Genomic DNA, 22,357 nt, shown 5'->3' with positions numbered 1-22,357 from the left:
GAGATCTGACCCGCATCTCGATTGTTGGATCTTCTTCTCCACCCGACTCGCTGCGCCTCGTCTCAACGAAGTGAGGAACGATTCCCGGATTGGCATCCGGGCTACCCAGTGTTCGTAGTCCGGATGCCAATCCGGGGTTCGTCCCTCACTTTGCCGCGTAGCGGCGGGCTCCCGACGATGCGAAGCGAGTCGGGTGGAGAAGAAGATCCAACAATCGAGATGAAGGCTCGAGCCAGAACGGCCGTGTAAAGGCCGCTTGTGGCCGAAGCGTGCAGAACGAACTGCATGGTGTTCGGGTTGAGGCCCTTTGCTTTGGTTACTTTCATTTGGGCCGCAAATGAAAGTGACTCGCCCGCCGGGGCGAGACCCGGCAGCAGCCTCACGCAGTGAGTAGACTGCGGCCTTCCAAGCCACCCCACCGGGAGATCCGTTCCATGAAACGCTGGATTCCGATGCTGTGCCTGGGCGCCGCGCTGTCCGTCGGCGCACACGCCCAAACCCTGCGCTGGTCCTCGCAAGGCGACGCCCAGACGATGGACCCGCACTCGCAGAACGAACTGCTGACGAATGCGATCAACGGCCAGGTCTACGAGACGCTGGTCAACCGCGACAAGCAGCTGGGCATCGAGCCGGTGCTGGCCACCGAATGGCAGCAGACCGCGCCGACGCAATGGCGCATGAAGCTGCGGCCGAACGTGAAGTTCCACGACGGCACGCCGTTCACCGCCGACGACGTGGTGTTCTCGGTGCAGCGCGCGCGCGAAGGCACGTCGGACATCAAGGCCTATGCGAACGCGCTGGGCGAGCCGAAGAAGATCGACGCGCTGACGGTGGAATTCAACCTGCCCTCGGTGAACCCGATCTTCCTGCAGCACGCGACGCTGGTGCAGATCATGAGCAAGGCGTGGTGCGAGAAGAACAAGGTCACCAAGCCGCTGGACTTCAAGAACAAGGAAGAGAGCTACGCGTCGTTCAACGCCAACGGCACCGGGCCCTTCGTGCTGGTGTCGCGCGCGCCGGACGTGAAGACCGTCTACAAGCGCAACCCCGCCTGGTGGGGCAAGTTCGACGGCAACGTGCAGGAGGTGGTGTACACGCCGATCAAGAGCGACCCGACGCGGGTGGCGGCGCTGCTGTCGGGCGAGATCGACTTCGTGCTCGACCCGGCCCCGCAGGACGTGGCGCGGCTGCGCAACACGCCGCAGGTGAAGGTGATCGACGGGCCGGAGAACCGCATCGTGTTCATCGGCATGGACCAGAGCCGCGACGAGCTGCTGTACGGCAGCGTGAAGGGCAAGAACCCGTTCAAGGACCAGCGCGTGCGCCGCGCCTTGTACCAGGCGGTCGACATCGAGACCATCCGCACCAAGCTGATGCGCGGCCAGGCGGTGCCCACCGGCGGCATCACGTCGTCACCGCTCGGGGCCTACAACGACCCGGAGATCGAGAAGCGGCTGCCGTACGACCTGGAGGCCGCGAAGAAGCTGATGGCGGACGCCGGCTACGCGCAGGGCTTCGACGTGACGCTGGATTGCCCGAACAACCGCTACATCAACGACGAAGAGATCTGCCAGACGCTGGCGGCGATGTGGGCGAAGCTGAACGTGAAGATCCGCGTCAACGCGATGCCGCGCGCCACCTACTTCCCGAAGGTGCAGAAGTTCGACACCTCGATGTTCATGCTGGGCTGGGGCGGCTCGATCACCGATGCCGAGGTGACGCTGACGCCGGTGCTGCGCAGCCGCGGCGAGGGCGGCGTGGGGGCCTGGAACTTCGGCGGCACGAAGGACGCGAAGCTCGATGAACTGGCTGCGGCGTCGAGCAAGGAAGCCGACCCGAAGAAGCGCGAGCAGCTGATCAAGGCGGCGCTGAAGGAACACAACGAGCAGGTGCTGAACATCCCGCTGCACCGCCAGGTGATCCCGTGGGCAGCGCGGACCAACGTCGACGTCGTGCACCGGGCCGACAACTGGCTCGAGTGGCGCTGGGTGAAGATCAACTAACGCGTCGCCCGCCGCCGCACGCAGTCGATGTACTTCTGCCCGTCCGGCGGCAACCCGCTGCGCTGCGACGCCCAGATCATCTCGCCCAGGCACTCCATCACCTCGTGCTGCGCCTCGTGCGCCGAACCGCGCTTCGCGGCCAGCAGCGCATAGGCCTGCTTGATGCCGGTCGGCTGGTCGATGCTGACCTGCTCGGTGATCGACAGGTGCATCGACAAATGCAGGAACGGGTTGGTGCGCCCGTCCTCCACCTCGTAGACCTTGGCCAGCGCCGCCGCCTCGTCGGCCAGGTCGGCGTGGTACTCCGGGTGCTCGGCGATCCAGTCGGCGGCCACTGTCTCCATCGGCGTCAACGGCAGGCCGCCCCGCAGCTTGCGGTAGCTCTCGCAAAAGAATTTCCGGACGTCGTGCTGGGTCGGGGCAAACATCCGAGAATTCTCGCCGATGATCACCGACCCCTGGTTCTATGCGGCTGCCATTCCCGCCGTGCTGTTGATGGGTTTGTCCAAGAGCGGCTTCGGGGCCGGCTTCGGCTCGCTCGCGACGCCGCTGATGGCCTTGTCGATCCCCGTGCCGCAGGCCGCGGCAATCATGCTGCCGCTGTTGCTGGTGATGGACGCCGTCGGCGTGAAGGCGCTGTTCCAGCAGCGTGACAAGGACCTGATCCGCCTGCTGCTGCCGGCGGGATTGCTGGGGACCTTGCTCGGCACGCTGTCGTTCGGGCTGCTGGCGCCCAAGACGGTGGCCGGCATCGTCGGCGCGCTGACGCTGCTGTTCCTCGCGCAGCGCCTGCTGTTCCCGCCACGCGCCGATTCGCCACCGCCGCCGCGCTGGCTGGGCTTCGGGCTGGGGATCGCCTCGGGCTTCACCAGCTTCGTCGCCCACGCCGGCGCACCGCCGGTGAGCGCCTATGTGTTGCCGCTGCGCCTGCCGCCGATGATCTTCACCGCGACCATGGCCACCTTCTTCGCGGTCGTGAACTTGTCGAAATGGATCCCGTACGCCTTTCTCGGGCTGATCGACATGCACAACCTCGGGACGTCGCTGGTGCTGATCCCGTTCGCACCGATCGGCGTGTGGGTCGGGATCCGGCTGGCGCGGCGCATCGAGCCGACGCTGTTCTATCGGCTGGTGTATGCGGGCATGTTCCTCACCGGCGCGAAATTGCTCTACGACGCGCTCAAGTGACGCGCGACATGGAACCTACGCAGACTCCTCGTCGGGCTTCTCCGGTGCACCGCCCCAGCCGGCGCGCTGCTTGCGGTCCAGCGCGGCCGCCCGCTCCTGTGCGAACAGCGTCTCCAGCTGCTGCCGGCCTTCCTTGGCCACCGCGATCAGGCGCTCCTGGTCGCGCGCGTGCGGGCGCATCGCCTCCAGCTGGTCGATGCTGTGGCGCCGGAAGCGCAGCGCCAGGTTGCGCGCCTGGTGCGGTTGCCAGCCCAGCAGCTCCAGCGTGCTGCGCGCGCTCATCAGCGCCGAATCCAGCGTCTCGCGTTCGATCAGCGTGACGCCCAGCTCGCGCAGCCGGTAGTAGTGCCGCACGTTGCGCGCCCGCGCCACGATGGTCAGCTGCGGGAAGTTCTCGCGCACCAGCGTGGCCACCTCGACGCTCTGCTCCACGTCGTCGATCGCCAGCACCAGCACCTTGGCCGTCGCCGCGCCGGCGGTGCGCAGCAGGTCGAGCCGCGTCGCATCGCCATAGAACACCGGCCAGCCGAAGCGGCGCAGCGCCTCCAGTGCCTCGGCGTCGTGCTCCAGCACCGTCGGCGTCAGGCCGTTGGCGAACATCATGCGGCCGACGATCTGCCCGTAGCGGCCGAAGCCGGCGATGATCACCGAGGCGTCCTGCTGCTCGTTGATCTCGGGGATGTCGCTGCGCTTCTGCCCCGCCAGCGTCGGCGTCCACCAGCGGTCGGCCGCCACCAGCAGCAAGGGCGTCAGCAGCATCGACAAGGCCACCACCGCGACCAGCAGCGACGAGGTCGGCGCATCGATCACGCCGGCCTGCGCCGCGGTCTGGAACACCACGAAGCCGAACTCGCCGCCCTGTGCCAGCAGGATGATGAAGACCGGCCGCTCGGCTTTCGGCAGGGGCATGCCCCGGCCCATCGCCCACAGCACCGCCGCCTTCACCGCCAGGAAACCCGCCACCAGCAGCGCGATCAGCAGCGGCCGCTGCAGCACGACCGAGAAGTCGATGCTCATGCCCACCGCGATGAAGAACAGCCCGAGCAGCAGGCCCTTGAACGGCTCGATGTCGGTCTCGAGCTCGCGCCGGTATTCGCTTTCCGCCAGCAGCACGCCGGCCAGGAAGGCGCCCAGCGCCATCGACAGCCCCACCGTCTGCATCAGCGCCGCCGTCGCCACCACCAGCAGCAGCGAGGCGGCGGTGAAGATCTCGGGCGTCGCGCTGCCGGCGATCCAGCGCAGCGTCGGGCGCAGCAGCAGCCGCCCGCCCAGCACGATGATCGCGACCACGCCCAGCGCCTTCGCGGCGCCCAGCCACACGCTGCCGTGCGCCTGGGCATCGCCCGGCGCCATCTCGACCAGCAGCGGCACCAGCGCGAGGATCGGGATGGCCGCGATGTCCTGCAGCAGCGCGACGCTCAGCAGGCTCTGCCCCGAGGTGGTGTTCATCAGGTTGCGCTCGGCCAGCACGCCCAGCCCGATCGCCGTCGACGACATCGCCAGGCCCAGCCCGCCCACCAGTGCCAGCTGCCACGGCACGCCGGCCAGCACCGCGCCGCCCATCAGCAGCGCTGCCGAGCCGAACAGCTGCACGCTGCCCCAGCCGAAGATCGGCTTGCGCAGCGACCACAGCCGCTTCGGCTCGAGTTCGAGCCCCACCAGGAACAGCATCAGCACCACGCCGAACTCGGCGAAGTGCAGCATGTCCTGCGGGTCGGTCACGAAGCGCAGGCCCCAGGGGCCGATCAGGATGCCCGCGGCCAGGTAGCCGATGATGGCCCCCAGCCCCAGCTTCTTCGCCACCGGCACCGCGATCACCGCCGCCGCCAGGTACACCAGCCCGCCCGTCAACCAGCTGCCGTGCTCCATCAGGCGTTCTCCGCCACGGAGGCTTCGAGCCCCTCGGCCGGCCGGGCGGATTCGGGCACCTCGCAGTCGATGCAGTCCTCCATCCCTTCGATCTCGGGCCAGTTCGGGTAGGTGCCCAGGTGCTTGACGAAGGTGTCGACGTGCGCCTGCAGGTCGGCCGCGCCGACGCGGTGGGCACCGTGCAGCACCAGCGGCGGCAGGAAACGCATGCCGCACAGTGCGGCGGTCTGTTCGTAGGGGGGCATGAAGGCGTCGAAGTGATACCGGTTGTAGCTGTCGGGGCGGTACGAGTCATCGGGGCCGCCGGTGGACGAGACCAGCCACAGGTCCTTGCCGCGCAGCGCATGGCCGTCCGGCCCGTAGGCCCAGCCGAAACCCAGCACCTCGTCGACCCACAGCTTCATCAGCGGCGGCATGCTGTACCAGTGGATCGGGTGCTGCCAGACGATCAGTTTCGCCTGCAGCAGCAGCGCGCGCTCGGCCTCGATGTCGATCAGGTAGTCGGGGTAGAGGCGGTACAGGTCGCGCACCGTGGCCTGGCCGGCCTTCTTGGCGGCCTTCATCAGCGTGCGATTGACGCGCGATTGCTCCATCTGCGGATGGGCGGTGAGGACAAGGACTTCCGAGGGATTCATGGCGGGTAAGTATTGGTAGCCCAACGGCGATAGTGTTCGTTAACATAACCGCAAACAAGGATCGTCAGGAGCATTGCATGCCAGTGATCGTGGTGGCCAATCCGAAGGGCGGGGTCGGGAAGAGCACCTTGTCCACCAACATCGCAGGGTACCTGGCCCAGGCCGGCCACGCGGTGATGCTGGGCGACGTGGACCGGCAGCAGTCGACCCGCACCTGGCTGTCGCTGCGGCCTGCCCACCTGCCGCCCATCGCCGGCTGGGAGCTGGCGCACGACGAGATCGTCCGCCCGCCCAAGGGCAYGACGCACGCGGTGCTCGACACGCCGGCCGGCCTGCACGGCAAGCGCCTCGACGAGGTGATGAAGCTGGCCGACAAGGTGCTGGTGCCGCTGCAGCCGAGCATCTTCGACATCCATGCCACGCACGCCTTCGTGCGCGAGCTGCTGGCGCGGCGGCGCGGCGACAAGGTGCAGGTCGCGATCGTCGGCATGCGGGTGCGCGAAGGCACCATCTCGGCCGACCAGCTGCGCAGCTTCCTCGAGACGCTGCAGGTGCCGCTGGTGGGCTTCCTGCGCGACACGCAGAACTACGTGCACCTGGCCGCGCGCGGCCTGACGCTGTGGGACGTGGCGCCCAGCCGCGTCGAGCGCGACCTCGAACAATGGCAGCCGCTGCTCCAGTGGCTGAGTGCCTGATGCGCCGCTTCGAGCACCTTGCCGACCTGCAGGCCCTGGTGGGCCAGGCCATTGGCCTGAGCGACTGGATCGGCGTCGACCAGCGCCGCATCGACCGCTTCGCCGAGGCCACCGGCGACCACCAGTGGATCCACGTCGACCCGGTGCGTGCCGCGGCGGGGCCGTTCGGCACCACGATCGCGCATGGCTTCCTGACGCTGAGCCTGCTGCCCGAGATGTTCGCGTCGGCCTTCGAGGTGGGCGACACCCGCATGGGCGTCAACTACGGGTTGAACCGGGTGCGCTTCCCGTCGCCGGTGCCGGTGGACAGCCGGCTGCGCGGCAGCTTCAAGCTGCTGGCCTGGGAGCCGCTGGACGGCGGCGCGCAGCTGACGATCGAGGTCACGATCGAGCGCGAAGGCTCGGCCAAGCCGGTGTGCGTGGCCGAATCGCTGACACGGCGATACGTTTGAAGCCCATTTCACCCTCTTCAGGGGGGGCGGTGGCGGCAGGGGGCTCGGCTAGGATGCCCGCTTTGCATCCAGGCGCAGAGGAAGACGATGAAGGTGTTGCTGGTTGATGACCATCCGTTGATCCTGTCCGCCTTGCAGACCGTGATCCAGGGCCTGGGCGACCACGTCAGCGTGGTCGGTGCCGGCAGTGCCCGCGCCGCGCGCGAGACGCTGGCGGCCGACAACGACTTCGACCTGGTGCTGCTCGACCTGCACCTGGGCGATGCCGACGGCTTCGACCTGCTGGTGGAATTTCGTGCCACCTACCCGGCGCTGCCGGTGGTGGTGGTGTCGGCCTCCGACCGCGCGAGCGACGTGATCCGCTCGATCGACCTGGGTGCGATGGGCTTCGTGCCCAAGCGCGCCTCCAACGAGACCCTGTTCGATGCGCTGCGCATGGTGATGTCGGGCGGCATCTACGTGCCGCCGATCAGCATCGGCAACGAGCGCCCGCGCGACCGCGCCGAGGGCGACCCGGTGCCCGGCGCCCTCAACGCGATCGGCGAGGCGGCGCAGGCGGGCGGCTTCCAGCAGCATCCGTCGCTCGCGTCGCTCGGCCTCACGCCGCGCCAGACCGACGTGCTGGCGCTGCTGCTGCAAGGCAATCCGAACAAGCTGATCGCGCGCGAGCTGGGCCTGTCGGTCGAGACCGTGAAGGACCACGTGGCCGCGGTGCTGCGGGCGCTGAACGTCAACTCGCGCACCCAGGCGGTGCTGGCGGTGAGCCAGATGACGCAGGCGCACGGCGGCTTCTCGGCCTGGAGGAAATGACCCACCCCCGAAGCGCCTTCGGCGCCTCCCCCTCGAGGGGGCGCAGCCAGCGGCCCGGCCAGGCCGGCTCCGCGGCTGCCGCCGGGCTGGAGCGCTGACATGTCGGAGCCGGTATCCCCGCGCGAGCTGACCGAAGTCGAACGCATCCAGGGGCTGTATTCGTACGTGCCGACCACGCTGGCCGGCAATGCGGCCGGCGCCTCGGTGATGGCGCTGCTGTTCTGGGACCGCGCTCCGCGCGTGGTGCTGGGGGGCTGGATGCTGCTGTTCTGGTCGCTGTGGCTGTTCAGGGTGTGGGCCCTGGTGGCGTTCCGCGGCAACCGGGTCACGACGGCAGCGCAGGTCGCGCCGTGGTTTCGCGTGTGGGTGGGCGCGACGATGGGCTCCGGCATCGTCTGGGGCGCGGCGGCCTGGGTCTTCTACGGCCATGGCGGCACCACCGAGCGCATCGGCCTGCTGCTGACGGTGTACAGCTTCTGCGTGGCCGGCATGCCGATCCTCGCGCCGATGCGCAAGGTCTACAACACCTTCGCGCTGCTGTGCTTCACGCCCACCGTGCTGCGGGTCGGCCTGCCGGGCAGCTTCGACGACCTGGTGCTGGCGGGCGTGCTGCTGACGATCTTCGCCATGACGACGCTGCTGGCCAGCGACTACCGGCTCAACTACGAGAACCTGCTGAAGCTGAAGCTGCGCGCCGACGAGCTGGGCGCGCAGCTGCGCGCCGAGAAGGCGGCGGCCGATGCGGCGCGCCAGCAGGCCGAGGTGGCGAACCGCGCGAAGACGCAGTTCTTCGCGGCGGCCAGCCACGACCTGCGGCAGCCGTTGCACGCGATGGGCCTGTTCGCCGAGGCCTTGCGGCAGCGCAGCCATGACGAGGAGGTGATCCACCTGGTCAACAGCATCAACGGCTCGGTGGATGCGCTGGAAGGCCTGTTCTCGGAGCTGCTCGACATCACCAAGATCGACACCGGCGGCGTCGAGACGCAGGCCGAGCATTTCAACGTCGGCGCGCTGTTCGGGCGGCTGCGGCTGCATTTCGAGCCGACGGCGTTCGAGAAGGGGCTGGGGCTGCGCTTTCGGGGCGGGGCGAACAACGCGTTCGCCGACCCGGTGCTGGTGGAGCGCATCCTGCGCAACCTGGTGTCGAACGCGATCCGCTACACGCAGGACGGCACGGTGCTGGTGAGCTGCCGCAAGCGAAACGGCCGGCTGCTGCTGCAGGTGTGGGACACCGGCGTGGGCATCCGCGAGCGCGAGCAGGAACGCATCTTCGAAGAGTTCTACCAGGTGCCGCAGGGCGAGGCGCTGGCGCCGCACCAGCGCAAGGGGCTGGGGTTGGGGCTGGCGATCGTCAAGCGGCTGGCCGGGCTGATGGAGGCGCCGCTGTCGCTGCGCTCGCAGCCGGGGCGCGGCACGGTGTTCTCGCTCGAGCTGCCGCCGGGCAAGGCGCCGCGCGCGGTGGCGCCGGCGCTGAGCGGCAAGGCGCCGATCGGGCTGACGCTGGACCGCCGCCGCATCGTGATCGTCGAGGACGAACCGGCGGTGCGCGACGGGCTGGAGGTGTTGCTGAAGGGCTGGGGCGCGAGCGTGCGCAGCTTCGAGACGGTGGCGGCGAGCCGGGCCTGGGCGCAAAGCGACGAGGCGGGGCAGGAGCCGCCCGACCTGCTGATCGTCGACTACCGGCTGGAGCAGGGGCACACCGGGCTGGAGGCCATCCAGGCGCTGCGCCAGCGCTTCGGGCCGGGCGTGCCGGCCATCATGGTGAGCGGCAGCACGATGAGCAACCACGAGCTGGAAGCCCAGGCGCACAACTTCCACCTGCTGGTCAAGCCGGTGGTGCCGAACAAGCTGCGGGCGATGATCAGCTTCAAGCTGGGGGTGCGGGGGGGCTGAGGCGATCCGGGCCAATTGTCCGGGCGTGGAACTGCCTTGCCGGGCGGGTTACCAATCGCGCATTCCTGCTGCCATGGGCGGTTGCCGTGGTTTGGTGGGATGGATGCCATTGCAACTCCCTTCAAGGACCAGTCATGCCGAACCTGTCGCGTCTGCACACCTTCACCCAGTCCGTTACTCGCTGCTTGACCAAGACGGGCCGGAACAAGATGGCCGCTTCGCTGGCCAGCACCGTCAAGCAGTTCCGCCAGCGCAGCGCCGAGTTGCGGCCGATGAGAGAGGCCCCGAAGCTTCAACAAGCACCCGGTGCCGAGAGCGAGATCCCGGCCGGCATTGATCCGAACGTCGTGCAGATGGCCAAAGATCTGCACACACGCTACGAGGTCGAGATGCAGGAGTATGAGAAAGACCTCGCATCGTTTGGAGCGGCCGAAGACCGCCGGGCGGCCGAGAGGCAGAAGATGGGCGCACCGAAGGACATGGGGGRGATGGTCGAACAGTGGGAACGTGGCCGCGTCGCTCGCTGACTACAGCACCATCGGCGCCGCATAGCCTGTCATCTCCAGGTAGCCGAGCCCGGCGTGCTGACCAGGCTCGGTCAGCAGTTCGCTGAGCCCCTCCCAGTAGAACGACCCGGTGCTGGCGCGGCTGTCCAGTTCCTGGCTGTCGAACAGGGCCTTGACGCGATACCGTCCCGTCGGCGTCTCGACGGCCCATTCGACGGGGTACCGGGTACGTGAAGCGGGGCTGGTCCATGTCCTGCCCGGCACAAAGCGCACTTCATCGGAGGCGAAGCTGCGCACGGCTCCTCCGGCCGCGCGGAAACTGCCGCCCGCGTACAGCGTGGACCCGTCGGCCCGGCGATGCCGGAACGCCATCAGCGCGCTGCCATCGTCGAGGTTCATCCCGATCCAGTCCCAGCCGACCGCCTGCGGATCGAGCATCAGGTCGCCCCACTCCTGGTCCAGCCAGGCCCGGCCTTGCACCGGCATCGCGCGGCCGTCCAGCGTCAGCGTGCCGATGGCACGAAGCTGCGGCTGGCTGTAGTAGAAGCTGGCGTTTCCGGGCTGCGGCCCCTTGCGGGAGTAGCCGGCCTCGCCTTGCAGCAGCACCGGCTGCGTGGTGGCGAACGCGAGGTCGAGCATGAAACCGGCGTTGTCGCTGCGCACATGGGCGGTGTAGCGGCCCGCATCGGCCGGGCCGTCGCGCCGCATCGACCAGTCGCGCAGCGAGACGAGCGTGTCGCCCTCGGCCGCCTCGGCAATGCCGAACCCCGCCCGCGCCAGCCGCTGGTCGTGTCGCAGCCGCCCGCCCGCCACGTCGCTCAGCGCCGCATGCCCGAACACCAGCTGCCGGGCCGCGAAGCGGCTGTCCGATGCCGCCAGCCCGGTGGCCGATCGGAAGAACGTGACCTGGAAGCCGAACAGCCGGTCGCCCGCGCGCAGCGACCCGGTGACATACCACCACTCGGTGCGCGTCGCCGGGTGCGCGCCGAAATCGGCCGGGAAGACCAGCGGCCGAGGCCGCACCATCGAGGGCGTGGCCGCCAGCGCCGGCCACGCCGCGCCGGCCCCCGCCGCGGCGATGAAAACGCGTCTGTGCATGGCCGCGAGCATCGCATGGAAGCCTGTCGCGGCCTGAACGACAATGCCCCGCAGCCCATGACCGAATTTTCCATTCCGCCCGAGTTCGACTTCGGCCAGCAGTTCGACCGCGTGACGCTGACGCGGGCGATGGCGCTCAACCCCGAACAGTCGCTGCAGGCGATGCAGGTCGACGGCCCGGCGCTGCTCACGCGCATGCGCGGCAGCGGCGCCCACGTCTACGAGCAGCGCATCGAGCTGCCGGTCGACCGCCGGCTGGGCCTGCAGGTGCGCGGCGTCTGCTCGTGCCCGGTCGGCATGAACTGCAAGCACGTGGCCGCCGCGCTGATGGCCTTCGAGGCGCTGGAACTGCGCATGCGCAAGAACCCCGGCCTCGCGCCGCCGCGCCGGCTCGACACCGCGCCGGTGGTGCGCCCGGCCAGCACCACCGCGCCGGCCGAAGACCTGCCGCGCCCGGTGCGCTCGTGGCTGGCCGAGCTGACCGACATCCCGACCGGACCGCCGGCCGAACCCGCCGCCCCCGCGACCGCCCCGCAGCGCACGCTGATGTACGTGCTGCGCGCGCGCGGCAGCGGCCTGTTCCTGGCGCTGCACCTCGGCAGCCTGCGCCGCACCGGCGAACTCGGCTCGCACCGCCCGCACTCGCCCAGCGTGATCGACATGCTGCGCAACCGCCCGGCCTACGTCACGCCGGCCGACCAGGACATCTTCTCGGCCATCCTGCCGATGCTGGGTGCGCAGCTGACCACCGGCGCGATACCGCTGCGCGGCCCGGGCGCGCTCGCCCTGCTGGAGCTGATGCTGGGCAGCGGCCGCACCTGGATCGTGCCGCCGGCGCTCGACGAGCTGCCGCACCCGCCCGGCCCCGCCGCCGAAAGCATCGACACGCCGCTGCCGGTGTCGCTGCACTGGCTGGCCGACGAGGACGGCGACTGGCACACCCAGTGGCGCGGCCCGGCCGACGAAACCGTGCGCCTGGTGCTGCTGCCCGAGCCGCGCGCCATCGACGCGAGCGGCCTGGCGATCCGCCCTGCGGCGCTGCAAGGCGTGCCGCCCAGCACGCAACTGCTCGACTGGCTGACACGCATGCCGCCCGTGCCGGCCGAGCTGCTGCCGCAGTTCACCGAGCGGCTGCAAGGCCTGGCCAGCGCGCGCGGCATCGAGCTCCCGCTGCCCGACGAGCAGGTGCGCGCGCTGCGCGACCTGGGCGTGCTGCCGCTGGTGCCGGTGCTGCGGCTGGGCACCTGCGTCGACGCGGCGTCCGAGGCGATGCTGCACCAGCGCTTCGGCACGCGCGGCAACCGCCCGCTGGTCAGCGACCACGCGCCGCGCCAGGCCTCGGTGCAGCTGCTGCTGCGCTACCGCGTGCCGGGCATGGTGCCGGTCGACTACCACCTGCCGTCCGGCGGCGCCGACACCACCTTCCTCGATRCGACGCGCGGCGCCGGCTCCCACGCCAGCCAGCTGACGCGCTTCGAGCGCCAGGCCGATGCCGAGGCCGACGCGGTGCGTGCGATGGCCGAGCGCCTGCACCTGCGCCCCTGGAGCCTCGCGGCCGGCGCGGCGATGCAGCGCCAGTCCAGCTTCGGCTCGGGCCGGCTGCTCAGCGCCGGCTACGGCGTCAACCTCGAAGGCCGGCCGATGGTCTTCGTGCCGCAGCAGCGCGACCAGTGGCCGCAGCTGCTGACGCAGCACATCCCGGCCCTGAAGGAGCTGGGCTGGCAGGTCGAGGTCGACGACGACTTCCCGTACGAGCTGCACGAGGCCGACGACTGGACCGTCGACCTGCACGAAGAGCCCGGCAGCGACTGGTTCCGCCTCGGCCTCAAGGTGTCGGTGGAAGGCCAGCCGGTCAACCTGGTGCCGCTGCTGGTGGGCCTGGTGCAGGGCGGCTGGCTGAAGGTGGACAGTGCGCTGCGCGCCGGCAGCGGCGAGGTGCTGGTGCCGTGGCCGGACGACGGCTCGTCGCCGCAACCGCTGGGCGCCCCGGCGCGCCAGCGCCTGCTGCGCGTGCCGGTGCAGCGCCTGGCGCCGCTGCTCGACTGGCTGCGCAGCGTGTTCGAGAAGGTCACGCTGAAGCCGTCGGAGGCGGTGCTGCAGCTGTCGCGCTTCGACCTCGGCACCCTCGACGCGCTGGCCAACGGCGCGAAGGTGAAGGCGCCGCCCAGCCTCGATGCGCTGATCCACGAGCTGCGCGCGCTGCGCACCGGCAGCGGGCTGCCGCCGGTGGCGCCGTCGCCGCGGGTGCAGGCGACGCTGCGCCACTACCAGCTCGACGGGCTGGCGTGGATGGATTTCCTGCGCCGCGCGCGCCTGGGCGGCGTGCTGGCCGACGACATGGGCCTGGGCAAGACGCTGCAGACGCTGACGCTGCTGCAGAACGAGCTCGACGCGGGCCGGCTGGAGCGCCCGTCGCTGGTGGTCGTGCCGACCAGCCTGGTCGAGAACTGGCATGCCGAGGCGCACCGCTTCACGCCGCAGCTGAAGACGCTGGTGCTGCACGGCGCGCGGCGCATGCAGCACTTCGAGCGCATCGCGCAGGCGAACCTGGTGATCACCAGCTACCCGCTGGCGGTGCGCGACATCGACGTGCTGACGGCGCAGGACTGGCACTACGTCGTGCTCGACGAAGCCCAGCGCATCAAGAACAGCCGCAGCCAGGCCGCGCTTGCGCTGAAGGGCCTGCGCGCGGAGCACCGGCTGTGCCTGAGCGGCACGCCGCTCGAGAACCACCTGGGCGAGCTGTGGAGCCTGATGGATTTCGTGTGCCCGGGCCTGCTGGGCAGCGAGATGCAGTTCCGCGAGCGCTACCGCCAGCCGATCGAGAAGCGCCAGGACCAGCTCCAGGCCGAGCACCTGGCGCGCCGCGTGCGGCCGTTCATCCTGCGCCGCACCAAGCAGCAGGTGGCGCAGGAGCTGCCCGAGAAGACCGAAACGCTGCTGCGCGTCGAGCTGGCGGGCGCGCAGGCCGACCTGTACGAGACCGTGCGCGCGACCATGGACGAGAAGCTGCGCGACGCGATCCAGAAGCAGGGCCTTGCGCGCAGCCAGATCATGGTGCTGGATGCGCTGCTGAAGCTGCGCCAGGTGTGCTGCGACCCGCGCCTGCTGAAGAGCGACGCGCCGCCCGGTGGCAAGCACGCGCCGTCGGCCAAGCTGGAGCTGCTGCTCGACCTGCTGCCCACGCTGGTGGAGGACGGGCGGCGCGTGCTGCTGTTCTCGCAGTTCACCGAGATGCTGGCGCTGATCGAGCCCGAGCTGCAGCGCCTGAAGCTGCCCTACCTGCTGCTGACCGGCGAGACCGACGACCGGGCCGGCCTGGTGGCGCAGTTCCAGCAGGGCACGGTGCCGCTGTTCCTGATCAGCCTGAAGGCCGGCGGCGTGGGGCTGAACCTGACGGCCGCCGACACCGTGATCCTGTACGACCCGTGGTGGAACCCGGCGGTCGAGCAGCAGGCGGTGGACCGTGCCTACCGCATCGGGCAGGACAAGCCGGTGTTCGTCTACAAGCTGCTGGCCAGCGGCACGGTCGAGGACAAGATGATCGACCTGCAGGCGCGCAAGGCAGGCCTCGCCGACTTGCTGCTGAAGGGCGTGGCCAGCGACGCGGCGCTGAACGCCGAGGATTTCGACGACCTGTTCAAGCCGCTCGAGGACAGCGCCAACGAAGGGACAGACTGAGATGCTGACGATCCACAACCCGGTCCATCAATTGCATGCCGGGCGCCAGGAGATGTACCGCGGCCGGCTCGTGCCCTGCCACGAGGTGCCGGGCCGGCTGGACCACGTGCTGGCCGAGTTGCAGCGGCGCCCGCTGGGCGCGCTGCGCGAGCCGGGCGAGGTGGCCCTGGATGTGCTGCAGCGCATCCACAGTGCGCGCTACCTCGATTTCCTGTCGCATGCCTGGGCCGATTGGGTGGCGCTGGATCCGGCGAACGCCGAGGTCGATGCGCTGCCGTCGGTGTGGCCGGTGCGCGGCTTCCGCGCCGACGTGCTTCCCGACAACTTCGCGGCGCGCATGGGCTTGTTCTCGTTCGATGCCGGCACGCCGCTGGTGGCCGGCACCTGGCAGGCGGCGCGGGCCGGTGCGGCCTGCGCGGTGGACGGGGCGCAGGCGCTGCTGCGGCGCGAGACGCGCAGCGCCTTCGCGCTGACGCGACCGCCGGGCCACCATGCCGGCGCGGACTTCTTCGGCGGCTATTGCTTCCTGAACAACGCGGCGCTGGCAGCGCAGGCCTTGCGCGACGGCGGCTTCGAGCGCGTCGCGGTGCTCGACGTCGACTACCACCATGGCAACGGCACGCAAAGTATCTTCTACGAGCGGCCCGACGTGCTGACGGTGTCGCTGCACGGCGATCCGCGCACCGAGTACCCGTTCTACCTGGGGCACGCGGACGAACGCGGCAGCGGGGCCGGCGAGGGCTTCAACCTGAACCTGCCGCTGCCGCGCGGCACCGACTTCGCACGCTGGCGCGCGGCGCTGGGCACGGGCATCGAGGCGATCGGCCGCTTCGGCGCCCAGGCGCTGGTGGTGTCGCTGGGCGTCGACACCTTCGAGGGCGATCCGATCTCCAGCTTTGCGCTGCGCAGCGCCGACTACCTGCAGGTCGGGCGCGACGTCGCCGGGCTCGGCCTGCCGACGCTGTTCGTGTTCGAGGGCGGCTACGCGGTGGCCGAGGTCGGCGTGAACGCCGTCAACGTGCTCGAGGGTTTCGAGCGGAGCGCCGCATGACGGTCGAGATCCGGCGGGCCGGCAGCGTGCACGAGTTCGCCGCGGTGGAGACCGCCGCCGAACATGTCGACGACACCGCGCGCTACCTCGAAGGGCTGTTCGCGTCGGGGTCGTCGCGACCCGAGTGGTGTTTCGTCGCCTGGCGCGGCGGCCGGCCCTGCGGGCGGGTGGCGTTCTGGGCCTTGCCGCGCGTCGGGCGGCCGATCGACATCGTGCTGCTGAACCTGCCGTGGGACGGTGGCGACGCCGATGCGCTCGGGCGGGCGCTGCTGGATGGCGCACGCTCGGCGATGGTGGATGCGGGCTTGACGACCGTGGGGCATTGCCACGACCACCCGCCGCGCGCGCCGCAGTGGCAGACGCATGGCCAGGCGCGCCTGGCCTTCCTGGCGCCAGGGCTTCAGGACGCAGCGCGACACGCTGCGCTTCGATGCGGTGCCGGAGTCGGCGCCGGGTGCCGCGGTCGACACCGGCGACCTGAACCTGCGCCCGGTGACCGCCGGCGACGAGCCGCTGCTGCGGCAGATGGTGGCCGAGGTGGCGGCTGCATCGCGCGACCAGATCGACATCGAGGCCGTCGCGGCGCGCGGTGCCGAGGCCCACGCGGCTGAGCTGATTGCCGACCTGCGCAGCATGCGCGTGGACCCGGGCTGGTGGCAGATCGCCTTCGATGCGCAGGGCGCCGCGGTGGGCCTGGTGCTGCCGGTGGCGGGGGCCGACTTCGGCAGCATCGGCTACATCGGCGTGCTGCCGGCGCACCGTGGACGCGGGCGCGTCGATGCGTTGCTGGCTGTCGCCACGGCCTTGCTGCGCGCTGCCGGCCTGCCGCGCCTGATCGCGGACACCGACCGGTCGAACACCGGCATGGCCCGGGCCTTCACGCGCGGTGGATGGCGGCAGTTCGGCGAGCGCCGCGAGTTGCTGCTGCCGGCTTGAGCCCGAAGGCGCTGCGCAACGGGCCGCTGCGCAGCGCGAGGCGGTAGCCGATCCAGCCGAGCGCGAAGGTCGCGGCGACCAGCAGCGGCGCCTCCACCTCGAACGGCAGCGCCCAGGGCCGCAGCGCGTGCGCCAGCAGGATGATCAGCGTCTGGTGCAGCAGGTAGAGCGGGAACACCGCCTCGGCGAGCGTCTGCCGCCACGGGTGATCGACGTTCCAGTGCCGGTGGGCGAAGCCGATGGACGCGACCAGGGCGCCCCATTGCAGCACCGTGAACGCGAGGCCGCGCAGCCACGGCAGGCCGGCCGCCGACGGCAGCAGCGCTTGCAGCGCGAGCCAACCGGCCGCGGCCGACAGCAGGGCCCACCAACGCCAGCGCTGCGCGTCCTGCGCGAGGCTGCCGGCCTGCGCCAGGGTGGCGCCGAACAAGAACATCGCCAGGTACTGGCCGTGCATGAACGCGTCGTCGACCAGGGCGTGCGTGGCCGGGAAGCGACGCGCCATCAGCAGCCGCCACGCGAACAGCAGCGCGAGCGGCAGCCACAGCAGGCGCGGGCCGGCCAGTGCGGTTGCCGCCCGGCGCGCGATGGCAGGCAGCAGGCCCGGCCACAGCCGCAGTGCCGCCCACAGCAGCAGCGTGTACGTGAACAGGTAGGGCAGGTACCACAGGTGGTTCCAGGTCGGCAGCACCAGGCAGCCCTGTGCCGCATCGCAGAAGCCGCTGCCGCCGCGCAGGTAGAGCGGGATGAAGTCGAGGTAGCTGCCGGTGTAGCCGAAGCGGCGCTGCACCTCCAGCCAGGACTGCGGCGGCACGATCACCAGCATGCCGAACAGCAAGGGCAGCAGCAGGCGCGCGCTGCGCCGGCGCAGCCAGCCGAGCGGCGGCGCCTGGCCGCCACCCAGCATCAGTGCCGTGGCAGCGCCGGAGACGATGAACAGCAGGTCCATGCGCCAGGGCGAGCTGAGCATCATCCACGGCTCCAGCGCGGTGTGGAGCTGCGGGCTCTTGATGTGCCAGCCCCAGCTCACGTAGTACATGCCGACGTGGTACGGGACCAGCAGCGCGAACGCGGCGATGCGCAGCCAGTCGAGGGCGTACTGGCGGGCGGGCAGGGCGACGGGGTCCGGCATGGCAAGGTCTCCGCAGGTGGATGCGACAAGGCTAGGCCGCACGCGGGCCGTCGGACAGCGCGGCGGGACGAAGCGCCCCCGGCAGGTGGCGAAGCGGATCAGCGCGGCGCGGCCAGGCGCGACACCAGCGCGTCGCGGTACTGGCGGCTGCAGGGCGCGGCTTGCCCGCCGTGCAGCGTGATGCGCGCGTCGCCCTTGCCGAGCGGTTCGAGCTGCACCACGTGCGCCAGCGCCACCGCGGCGCCGCGGTGCGTTCGCACGAAGCCGGCGCCCAGGTCGTCCAGCAGGCCCGACAAGGTGCGGCGCAGCAGCGGCGAACGCTCGGGCGTGTGCAGGATCACGTAGTTGTCGGCGGCCTCGAGCCACAGGATGTCGGCCACCGCGACCACGTGCGTGCGGCCGCGGTCGGCGACCAGCAGCTGCGCCGGCTGCAGCGGTGGCCGTGCCGCGCCCAGGCGATCGCGCAGCCGCTGCAGCGCCTGGCCCAGGCGTTGCGGTTCGACCGGCTTGAGCAGGTAGTCGACGGCTGCGGCATCGAAGGCCTGCACCGCATAGTGGCCGTGCGCGGTGACGAAGACGATGGCGGGGGGTGGTTCGGGCAAGGACGCGGCGACGTCGATGCCGTTCGCGCCCGGCATCTGCACGTCGAGGAACAGCGCATCCGGCGCCAGCGTGGCGACGGCGGCCAGCGCTTCGTCGCCGTCGCGCGCCTGGCCGACCACGTCGACGTCGTCGAACGCGAGCAGCAGGCGGCGCAGGCGTTCGCGCGCCGGGGTCTCGTCGTCGACGATCAGCACTCGCATGGCAGCTCGATGCGGGCCAGCACGCCGCCGCCGTCGCGCGCCTGCAACGTCAGAGACGCGCGCTCGCCGTGACGGGTCGACAGGCGCTGCTGCAGGTTGCCGAGGCCCACGCCCCACGCGGGCGCGTCGGGCAGCTCGCCGGCGTCGTCCTGCACCTCCAGGCACAGGCGTTCGCCGGTGCGGCGCGTGCGCACGACGATGTGGGTGGTGGCGAGGCGGCGCTCGACGCCATGGCGGAACGCGTTCTCCAGCAGCGGCTGCAGCAGCAGCGACGGCACCTTGCAGTCACGGGCGCCTGGGTCGACGTCGAAGGCGATGTCCACGCGTTCGGCGAAACGCTCGCGCATGATGGACGCATAGGCCTCGAGCAGGCCCAGCTCGTCGGCCAGCGTGGTCTCGGGGCGTCGCGCCAGGTCGGTGGCGGCGCGCAGCAGCGCGGCCAGGCGCATCAGCAGCGTGTCGGCCAGCGCCGGGTCGGTGTGGATCGTCGAGGCGATCGTGTTGAGCGCGTTGAACAGGAAATGCGGCTCGATCTGCTGGGCCAGCTGCAGCAGCTGCGCGCTTTGCGCGAGGCGCTGCTCGCGTTCGAGCCGCAGCCGCGCGGCGGCCAGCGCCGCATGCGAGCGCAGCCCGAAGAAGACCGCGGCGAACAGCAGGTAGAACATCGAGAACTTCAGCACCTCGTAGCGGAACACCACCGGCCACGGGTCGTGCACATAGGGCTGGCCGAGCGCGGCGTAGACGGCATGGCGCAGGGCATACACCGCCGCGACGAAGCAGGGTGCGGCGAGCGGCAGCCACCCGAGGCTCGCGGCGAACCAGCGCCACGGCCGGGCCAGCAGGGCATCGAGCCGGCCGGCGCGCTGCCATTGGAGCCAGACCACCAGGCTGGCCGCCAGCATCGAGCTGCCTTCCCACAGCAGCGGCTTCCAGGGGCCGGTGCCGCCCTGGCGCAGGTGATCCTGCACGCCGATGGTCATCATCAGCACCCAGAACAACGCCCAGGCGACGGCGAAAGCGAGACGCGGCATCGAAGCCGCGTCGTCGTGGGTCTTGTCGGAGGAAGGAGAGGGGAGGGCCGTCATGCTCCCGCATTGTTGCCCCGGGGTCCGCCGGGCGCCATGGTTCGAGGGTGAACCGGGCCCGTGCGGGGGTGAGACGGATCAGGCTTCGGCCTTGGTCTTCGCTGTCTTCTTGGGGGCGGCACCGGCGCGGGCGCCGTTTGCAAACAGGGCCTCGATCTTGGCGTCGTGCTCCATCAGGTCGGCGGCGACGCCGCGCAGCTTGTCGGCGCGCGCGAACACGCGGCGCTGGAGCTGGGCGATGCCGGCCGATTGCTCGACGCGTTGCAGCACGGTGCCGGGGTCAATGGCGGATTCGAAGGGGTTGTTGACGAAGGGCGTGTCGTACATCGGGGTCTCTTGTGTATGTTGGCTCTATCAACGCCGACCGCTGTTTGCCACCAGACGGCCGGTCGCGCCTCCCAACGGGGGCAGGGCGCGGATTCTCGCCGATGGCATGCCGGCTGCGAAGCCCCGGCGGCGGTTTGAAGGGACTCTCGGTGTGTCGCGGCATTTCAGAGATACCCGACAAAATTGCAGGGACAAGAGTATTGACGACCCCTTGGCACCAATGCATAATCGTGGGCTTCGCTGATGAGAACTCAGCGATTTGCGGCAAGTCAGGAATGACGAGCAGGCTCGAAGAAAGCGAAATGAAAAAATCGCCGACGCCGAGTAAAACGCAAAAAGTCGTGCTACAGTCGCAGGCTCTGCTGAACGAAGTGCAAAACGAAAGTTGAAGCGCGACGAGGCAAGCAAGCGGCGAGTCAGGAATGACGAGTGGCGCGGCAGCTCTTTAAAAACATACAGCCGATAAGTGTGGGCGTTGGAAGGCGAGTGCCGAAGGGTCGAAAGACTCGAGGTCTCATGGACCTTAAACGCTCATGAAGTGAAGTTCACTTCAATTCATTGAGTAAATTATCAAGATCGAACTGAAGAGTTTGATCCTGGCTCAGATTGAACGCTGGCGGCATGCCTTACACATGCAAGTCGAACGGCAGCACGGGAGCAATCCTGGTGGCGAGTGGCGAACGGGTGAGTAATATATCGGAACGTGCCCAGTTGTGGGGGATAGCCCGGCGAAAGCCGGATTAATACCGCATACGACCTGAGGGTGAAAGCGGGGGATCGCAAGACCTCGCGCAATTGGAGCGGCCGATATCAGATTAGCTAGTTGGTGGGGTAAAGGCCTACCAAGGCGACGATCTGTAGCTGGTCTGAGAGGACGACCAGCCACACTGGGACTGAGACACGGCCCAGACTCCTACGGGAGGCAGCAGTGGGGAATTTTGGACAATGGGCGCAAGCCTGATCCAGCCATGCCGCGTGCGGGAAGAAGGCCTTCGGGTTGTAAACCGCTTTTGTCAGGGAAGAAACGGTCTGAACTAATACTTTGGACTAATGACGGTACCTGAAGAATAAGCACCGGCTAACTACGTGCCAGCAGCCGCGGTAATACGTAGGGTGCAAGCGTTAATCGGAATTACTGGGCGTAAAGCGTGCGCAGGCGGCTATGCAAGACAGATGTGAAATCCCCGGGCTCAACCTGGGAACTGCATTTGTGACTGCATGGCTAGAGTACGGTAGAGGGGGATGGAATTCCGCGTGTAGCAGTGAAATGCGTAGATATGCGGAGGAACACCGATGGCGAAGGCAATCCCCTGGRCCTGTACTGACGCTCATGCACGAAAGCGTGGGGAGCAAACAGGATTAGATACCCTGGTAGTCCACGCCCTAAACGATGTCAACTGGTTGTTGGACGGCTTGCTGTTCAGTAACGAAGCTAACGCGTGAAGTTGACCGCCTGGGGAGTACGGCCGCAAGGTTGAAACTCAAAGGAATTGACGGGGACCCGCACAAGCGGTGGATGATGTGGTTTAATTCGATGCAACGCGAAAAACCTTACCTACCCTTGACATGCCAGGAACTTACCAGAGATGGTTTGGTGCTCGAAAGAGAGCCTGGACACAGGTGCTGCATGGCCGTCGTCAGCTCGTGTCGTGAGATGTTGGGTTAAGTCCCGCAACGAGCGCAACCCTTATCATTAGTTGCTACGCAAGGGCACTCTAATGAGACTGCCGGTGACAAACCGGAGGAAGGTGGGGATGACGTCAGGTCATCATGGCCCTTATGGGTAGGGCTACACACGTCATACAATGGCCGGTACAGAGGGCTGCCAACCCGCGAGGGGGAGCTAATCTCAGAAAACCGGTCGTAGTCCGGATCGCAGTCTGCAACTCGACTGCGTGAAGTCGGAATCGCTAGTAATCGCGGATCAGCTTGCCGCGGTGAATACGTTCCCGGGTCTTGTACACACCGCCCGTCACACCATGGGAGCGGGTTCTGCCAGAAGTAGTTAGCCTAACCGCAAGGGGGGCGATTACCACGGCAGGGTTCGTGACTGGGGTGAAGTCGTAACAAGGTAGCCGTATCGGAAGGTGCGGCTGGATCACCTCCTTTCTGGAAAAAATGGCGCTCCAATTCTGGCGCCCACGCTTATCGGCTGTTGTGACAACAGTCAAGAGAACGGTTCAATCCGGAACA

Annotated in this window: 18 protein-coding genes and 1 rRNA gene; 11 read left to right on the top strand and 8 right to left on the bottom strand. The window is 69.0% G+C overall.

The window, feature by feature from the left end; all coding sequences use genetic code 11:
- Nucleotides 1-434 precede the first annotated feature (434 nt).
- On the top strand, nucleotides 435-2,003 hold the full coding sequence (locus tag AC1DYN_RS16945) for an ABC transporter substrate-binding protein (protein ID WP_477961576.1): 1,569 nt from the start codon (nucleotides 435-437) through the stop codon (nucleotides 2,001-2,003).
- On the opposite strand, the gene AC1DYN_RS16940 is transcribed toward AC1DYN_RS16945, so the two are convergent.
- Nucleotides 2,000-2,431: a DUF1841 family protein gene (locus tag AC1DYN_RS16940; protein ID WP_477961574.1), complete on the bottom strand. Its 432-nt coding sequence runs from the start codon at nucleotides 2,429-2,431 to the stop codon at nucleotides 2,000-2,002. The genes AC1DYN_RS16945 and AC1DYN_RS16940 overlap by 4 nt on opposite strands.
- A gap of 16 nt (nucleotides 2,432-2,447) precedes the next feature.
- Here AC1DYN_RS16940 and AC1DYN_RS16935 point away from each other — a divergent pair, with 16 nt between their 5' ends.
- A complete protein-coding gene (locus AC1DYN_RS16935; protein ID WP_477961572.1) occupies nucleotides 2,448-3,191 on the top strand; it encodes a sulfite exporter TauE/SafE family protein in 744 nt (247 codons plus the stop codon).
- Nucleotides 3,192-3,206: 15 nt separating this feature from the next.
- Here AC1DYN_RS16935 and kefC read toward each other — a convergent pair whose 3' ends face one another.
- A complete protein-coding gene (kefC, locus tag AC1DYN_RS16930) occupies nucleotides 3,207-5,060 on the bottom strand; it encodes a glutathione-regulated potassium-efflux system protein KefC (RefSeq protein WP_477961570.1) in 1,854 nt (617 codons plus the stop codon).
- Complete coding sequence (kefF, locus tag AC1DYN_RS16925) at nucleotides 5,060-5,695, bottom strand: glutathione-regulated potassium-efflux system oxidoreductase KefF (RefSeq protein ID WP_477961568.1); 636 nt, start codon at nucleotides 5,693-5,695, stop codon at nucleotides 5,060-5,062. The genes kefC and kefF overlap by 1 nt, the downstream gene beginning before the upstream one ends.
- A gap of 77 nt (nucleotides 5,696-5,772) precedes the next feature.
- Between kefF and AC1DYN_RS16920 the strand changes: the two genes are divergently transcribed.
- From AC1DYN_RS16920 to AC1DYN_RS16900, 5 genes are all read left to right on the top strand, one after another.
- Nucleotides 5,773-6,390, top strand: a complete 618-nt coding sequence (locus tag AC1DYN_RS16920) for a nucleotide-binding protein (RefSeq protein ID WP_477961566.1) — start codon at nucleotides 5,773-5,775, stop codon at nucleotides 6,388-6,390.
- Nucleotides 6,390-6,842 (top strand): MaoC family dehydratase, encoded by a 453-nt coding sequence (locus AC1DYN_RS16915; protein ID WP_477961564.1) that lies wholly within the window; start codon nucleotides 6,390-6,392, stop codon nucleotides 6,840-6,842. The genes AC1DYN_RS16920 and AC1DYN_RS16915 overlap by 1 nt, the downstream gene beginning before the upstream one ends.
- 87 nt (nucleotides 6,843-6,929) lie before the next feature.
- The gene (locus tag AC1DYN_RS16910) at nucleotides 6,930-7,652 is read left to right on the top strand and encodes a response regulator (protein WP_477961562.1); all 723 of its coding nucleotides are present in this window, start codon (nucleotides 6,930-6,932) and stop codon (nucleotides 7,650-7,652) included.
- A gap of 99 nt (nucleotides 7,653-7,751) precedes the next feature.
- Entirely contained in the window at nucleotides 7,752-9,545 is a 1,794-nt protein-coding gene (locus AC1DYN_RS16905) for an ATP-binding response regulator (RefSeq protein WP_477961560.1), read from the top strand.
- A gap of 134 nt (nucleotides 9,546-9,679) precedes the next feature.
- A complete protein-coding gene (locus tag AC1DYN_RS16900; RefSeq protein WP_477961558.1) occupies nucleotides 9,680-10,072 on the top strand; it encodes a hypothetical protein in 393 nt (130 codons plus the stop codon).
- Here AC1DYN_RS16900 and AC1DYN_RS16895 read toward each other — a convergent pair whose 3' ends face one another.
- A complete protein-coding gene (locus tag AC1DYN_RS16895) occupies nucleotides 10,073-11,149 on the bottom strand; it encodes a lipocalin-like domain-containing protein (RefSeq protein WP_477961556.1) in 1,077 nt (358 codons plus the stop codon).
- 57 nt (nucleotides 11,150-11,206) lie between these two features.
- On the opposite strand from AC1DYN_RS16895, the gene AC1DYN_RS16890 reads away from it, so the two are divergent.
- From AC1DYN_RS16890 to AC1DYN_RS16880, 3 genes are all read left to right on the top strand, one after another.
- On the top strand, nucleotides 11,207-14,830 hold the full coding sequence (locus tag AC1DYN_RS16890; protein ID WP_477961554.1) for a DEAD/DEAH box helicase: 3,624 nt from the start codon (nucleotides 11,207-11,209) through the stop codon (nucleotides 14,828-14,830).
- Nucleotide 14,831: 1 nt separating this feature from the next.
- Complete coding sequence (locus AC1DYN_RS16885; RefSeq protein ID WP_477961552.1) at nucleotides 14,832-15,881, top strand: histone deacetylase family protein; 1,050 nt, start codon at nucleotides 14,832-14,834, stop codon at nucleotides 15,879-15,881.
- A gap of 363 nt (nucleotides 15,882-16,244) precedes the next feature.
- Nucleotides 16,245-16,817, top strand: a complete 573-nt coding sequence (locus tag AC1DYN_RS16880) for a GNAT family N-acetyltransferase (protein ID WP_477961550.1) — start codon at nucleotides 16,245-16,247, stop codon at nucleotides 16,815-16,817.
- Here the strand turns inward: AC1DYN_RS16880 and AC1DYN_RS16875 are convergent.
- The 4 genes from AC1DYN_RS16875 to AC1DYN_RS16860 all read right to left on the bottom strand — a co-directional run bounded on the left by AC1DYN_RS16875 (nucleotide 16,759) and on the right by AC1DYN_RS16860 (nucleotide 20,164).
- Nucleotides 16,759-17,949: an acyltransferase family protein gene (locus AC1DYN_RS16875; protein WP_477961548.1), complete on the bottom strand. Its 1,191-nt coding sequence runs from the start codon at nucleotides 17,947-17,949 to the stop codon at nucleotides 16,759-16,761. The two genes, AC1DYN_RS16880 and AC1DYN_RS16875, sit on opposite strands and share 59 nt — an antisense overlap.
- Nucleotides 17,950-18,047: 98 nt before the next feature.
- The gene (locus AC1DYN_RS16870; protein ID WP_477961546.1) at nucleotides 18,048-18,752 is read right to left on the bottom strand and encodes a LytR/AlgR family response regulator transcription factor; all 705 of its coding nucleotides are present in this window, start codon (nucleotides 18,750-18,752) and stop codon (nucleotides 18,048-18,050) included.
- Nucleotides 18,740-19,837, bottom strand: a complete 1,098-nt coding sequence (locus AC1DYN_RS16865; RefSeq protein WP_477961544.1) for a sensor histidine kinase — start codon at nucleotides 19,835-19,837, stop codon at nucleotides 18,740-18,742. The genes AC1DYN_RS16870 and AC1DYN_RS16865 overlap by 13 nt, the downstream gene beginning before the upstream one ends.
- Before the next feature lie 78 nt (nucleotides 19,838-19,915).
- Nucleotides 19,916-20,164 (bottom strand): hypothetical protein, encoded by a 249-nt coding sequence (locus tag AC1DYN_RS16860; RefSeq protein ID WP_477961542.1) that lies wholly within the window; start codon nucleotides 20,162-20,164, stop codon nucleotides 19,916-19,918.
- Nucleotides 20,165-20,742: 578 nt separating this feature from the next.
- Between AC1DYN_RS16860 and AC1DYN_RS16855 the strand changes: the two genes are divergently transcribed.
- A 16S ribosomal RNA gene (locus AC1DYN_RS16855) occupies nucleotides 20,743-22,273 on the top strand.
- Nucleotides 22,274-22,357: the final 84 nt, after the last annotated feature.

This window comes from Rhizobacter sp. P2_D12, from assembly GCF_056404395.1.
This window is presented reverse-complemented; position numbering and strand designations above follow the sequence as displayed.

Bases quoted from the DNA above. Each gene is read 5' to 3' on its own strand.
- AC1DYN_RS16945 (WP_477961576.1), top strand. From the start codon at position 435: ATGAAACGCTGGATTCCGATGCTGTGCCTGGGCGCCGCGCTGTCCGTC.
- AC1DYN_RS16940 (WP_477961574.1), bottom strand. From the start codon at position 2,431: ATGTTTGCCCCGACCCAGCACGACGTCCGGAAATTCTTTTGCGAGAGC.
- AC1DYN_RS16935 (WP_477961572.1), top strand. From the start codon at position 2,448: ATGATCACCGACCCCTGGTTCTATGCGGCTGCCATTCCCGCCGTGCTG.
- kefC (WP_477961570.1), bottom strand. From the start codon at position 5,060: ATGGAGCACGGCAGCTGGTTGACGGGCGGGCTGGTGTACCTGGCGGCG.
- kefF (WP_477961568.1), bottom strand. From the start codon at position 5,695: ATGAATCCCTCGGAAGTCCTTGTCCTCACCGCCCATCCGCAGATGGAG.
- AC1DYN_RS16915 (WP_477961564.1), top strand. From the start codon at position 6,390: ATGCGCCGCTTCGAGCACCTTGCCGACCTGCAGGCCCTGGTGGGCCAG.
- AC1DYN_RS16910 (WP_477961562.1), top strand. From the start codon at position 6,930: ATGAAGGTGTTGCTGGTTGATGACCATCCGTTGATCCTGTCCGCCTTG.
- AC1DYN_RS16905 (WP_477961560.1), top strand. From the start codon at position 7,752: ATGTCGGAGCCGGTATCCCCGCGCGAGCTGACCGAAGTCGAACGCATC.
- AC1DYN_RS16895 (WP_477961556.1), bottom strand. From the start codon at position 11,149: ATGCACAGACGCGTTTTCATCGCCGCGGCGGGGGCCGGCGCGGCGTGG.
- AC1DYN_RS16885 (WP_477961552.1), top strand. From the start codon at position 14,832: ATGCTGACGATCCACAACCCGGTCCATCAATTGCATGCCGGGCGCCAG.
- AC1DYN_RS16880 (WP_477961550.1), top strand. From the start codon at position 16,245: ATGGCCAGGCGCGCCTGGCCTTCCTGGCGCCAGGGCTTCAGGACGCAG.
- AC1DYN_RS16875 (WP_477961548.1), bottom strand. From the start codon at position 17,949: ATGCCGGACCCCGTCGCCCTGCCCGCCCGCCAGTACGCCCTCGACTGG.
- AC1DYN_RS16870 (WP_477961546.1), bottom strand. From the start codon at position 18,752: ATGCGAGTGCTGATCGTCGACGACGAGACCCCGGCGCGCGAACGCCTG.
- AC1DYN_RS16865 (WP_477961544.1), bottom strand. From the start codon at position 19,837: ATGACGGCCCTCCCCTCTCCTTCCTCCGACAAGACCCACGACGACGCG.
- AC1DYN_RS16860 (WP_477961542.1), bottom strand. From the start codon at position 20,164: ATGTACGACACGCCCTTCGTCAACAACCCCTTCGAATCCGCCATTGAC.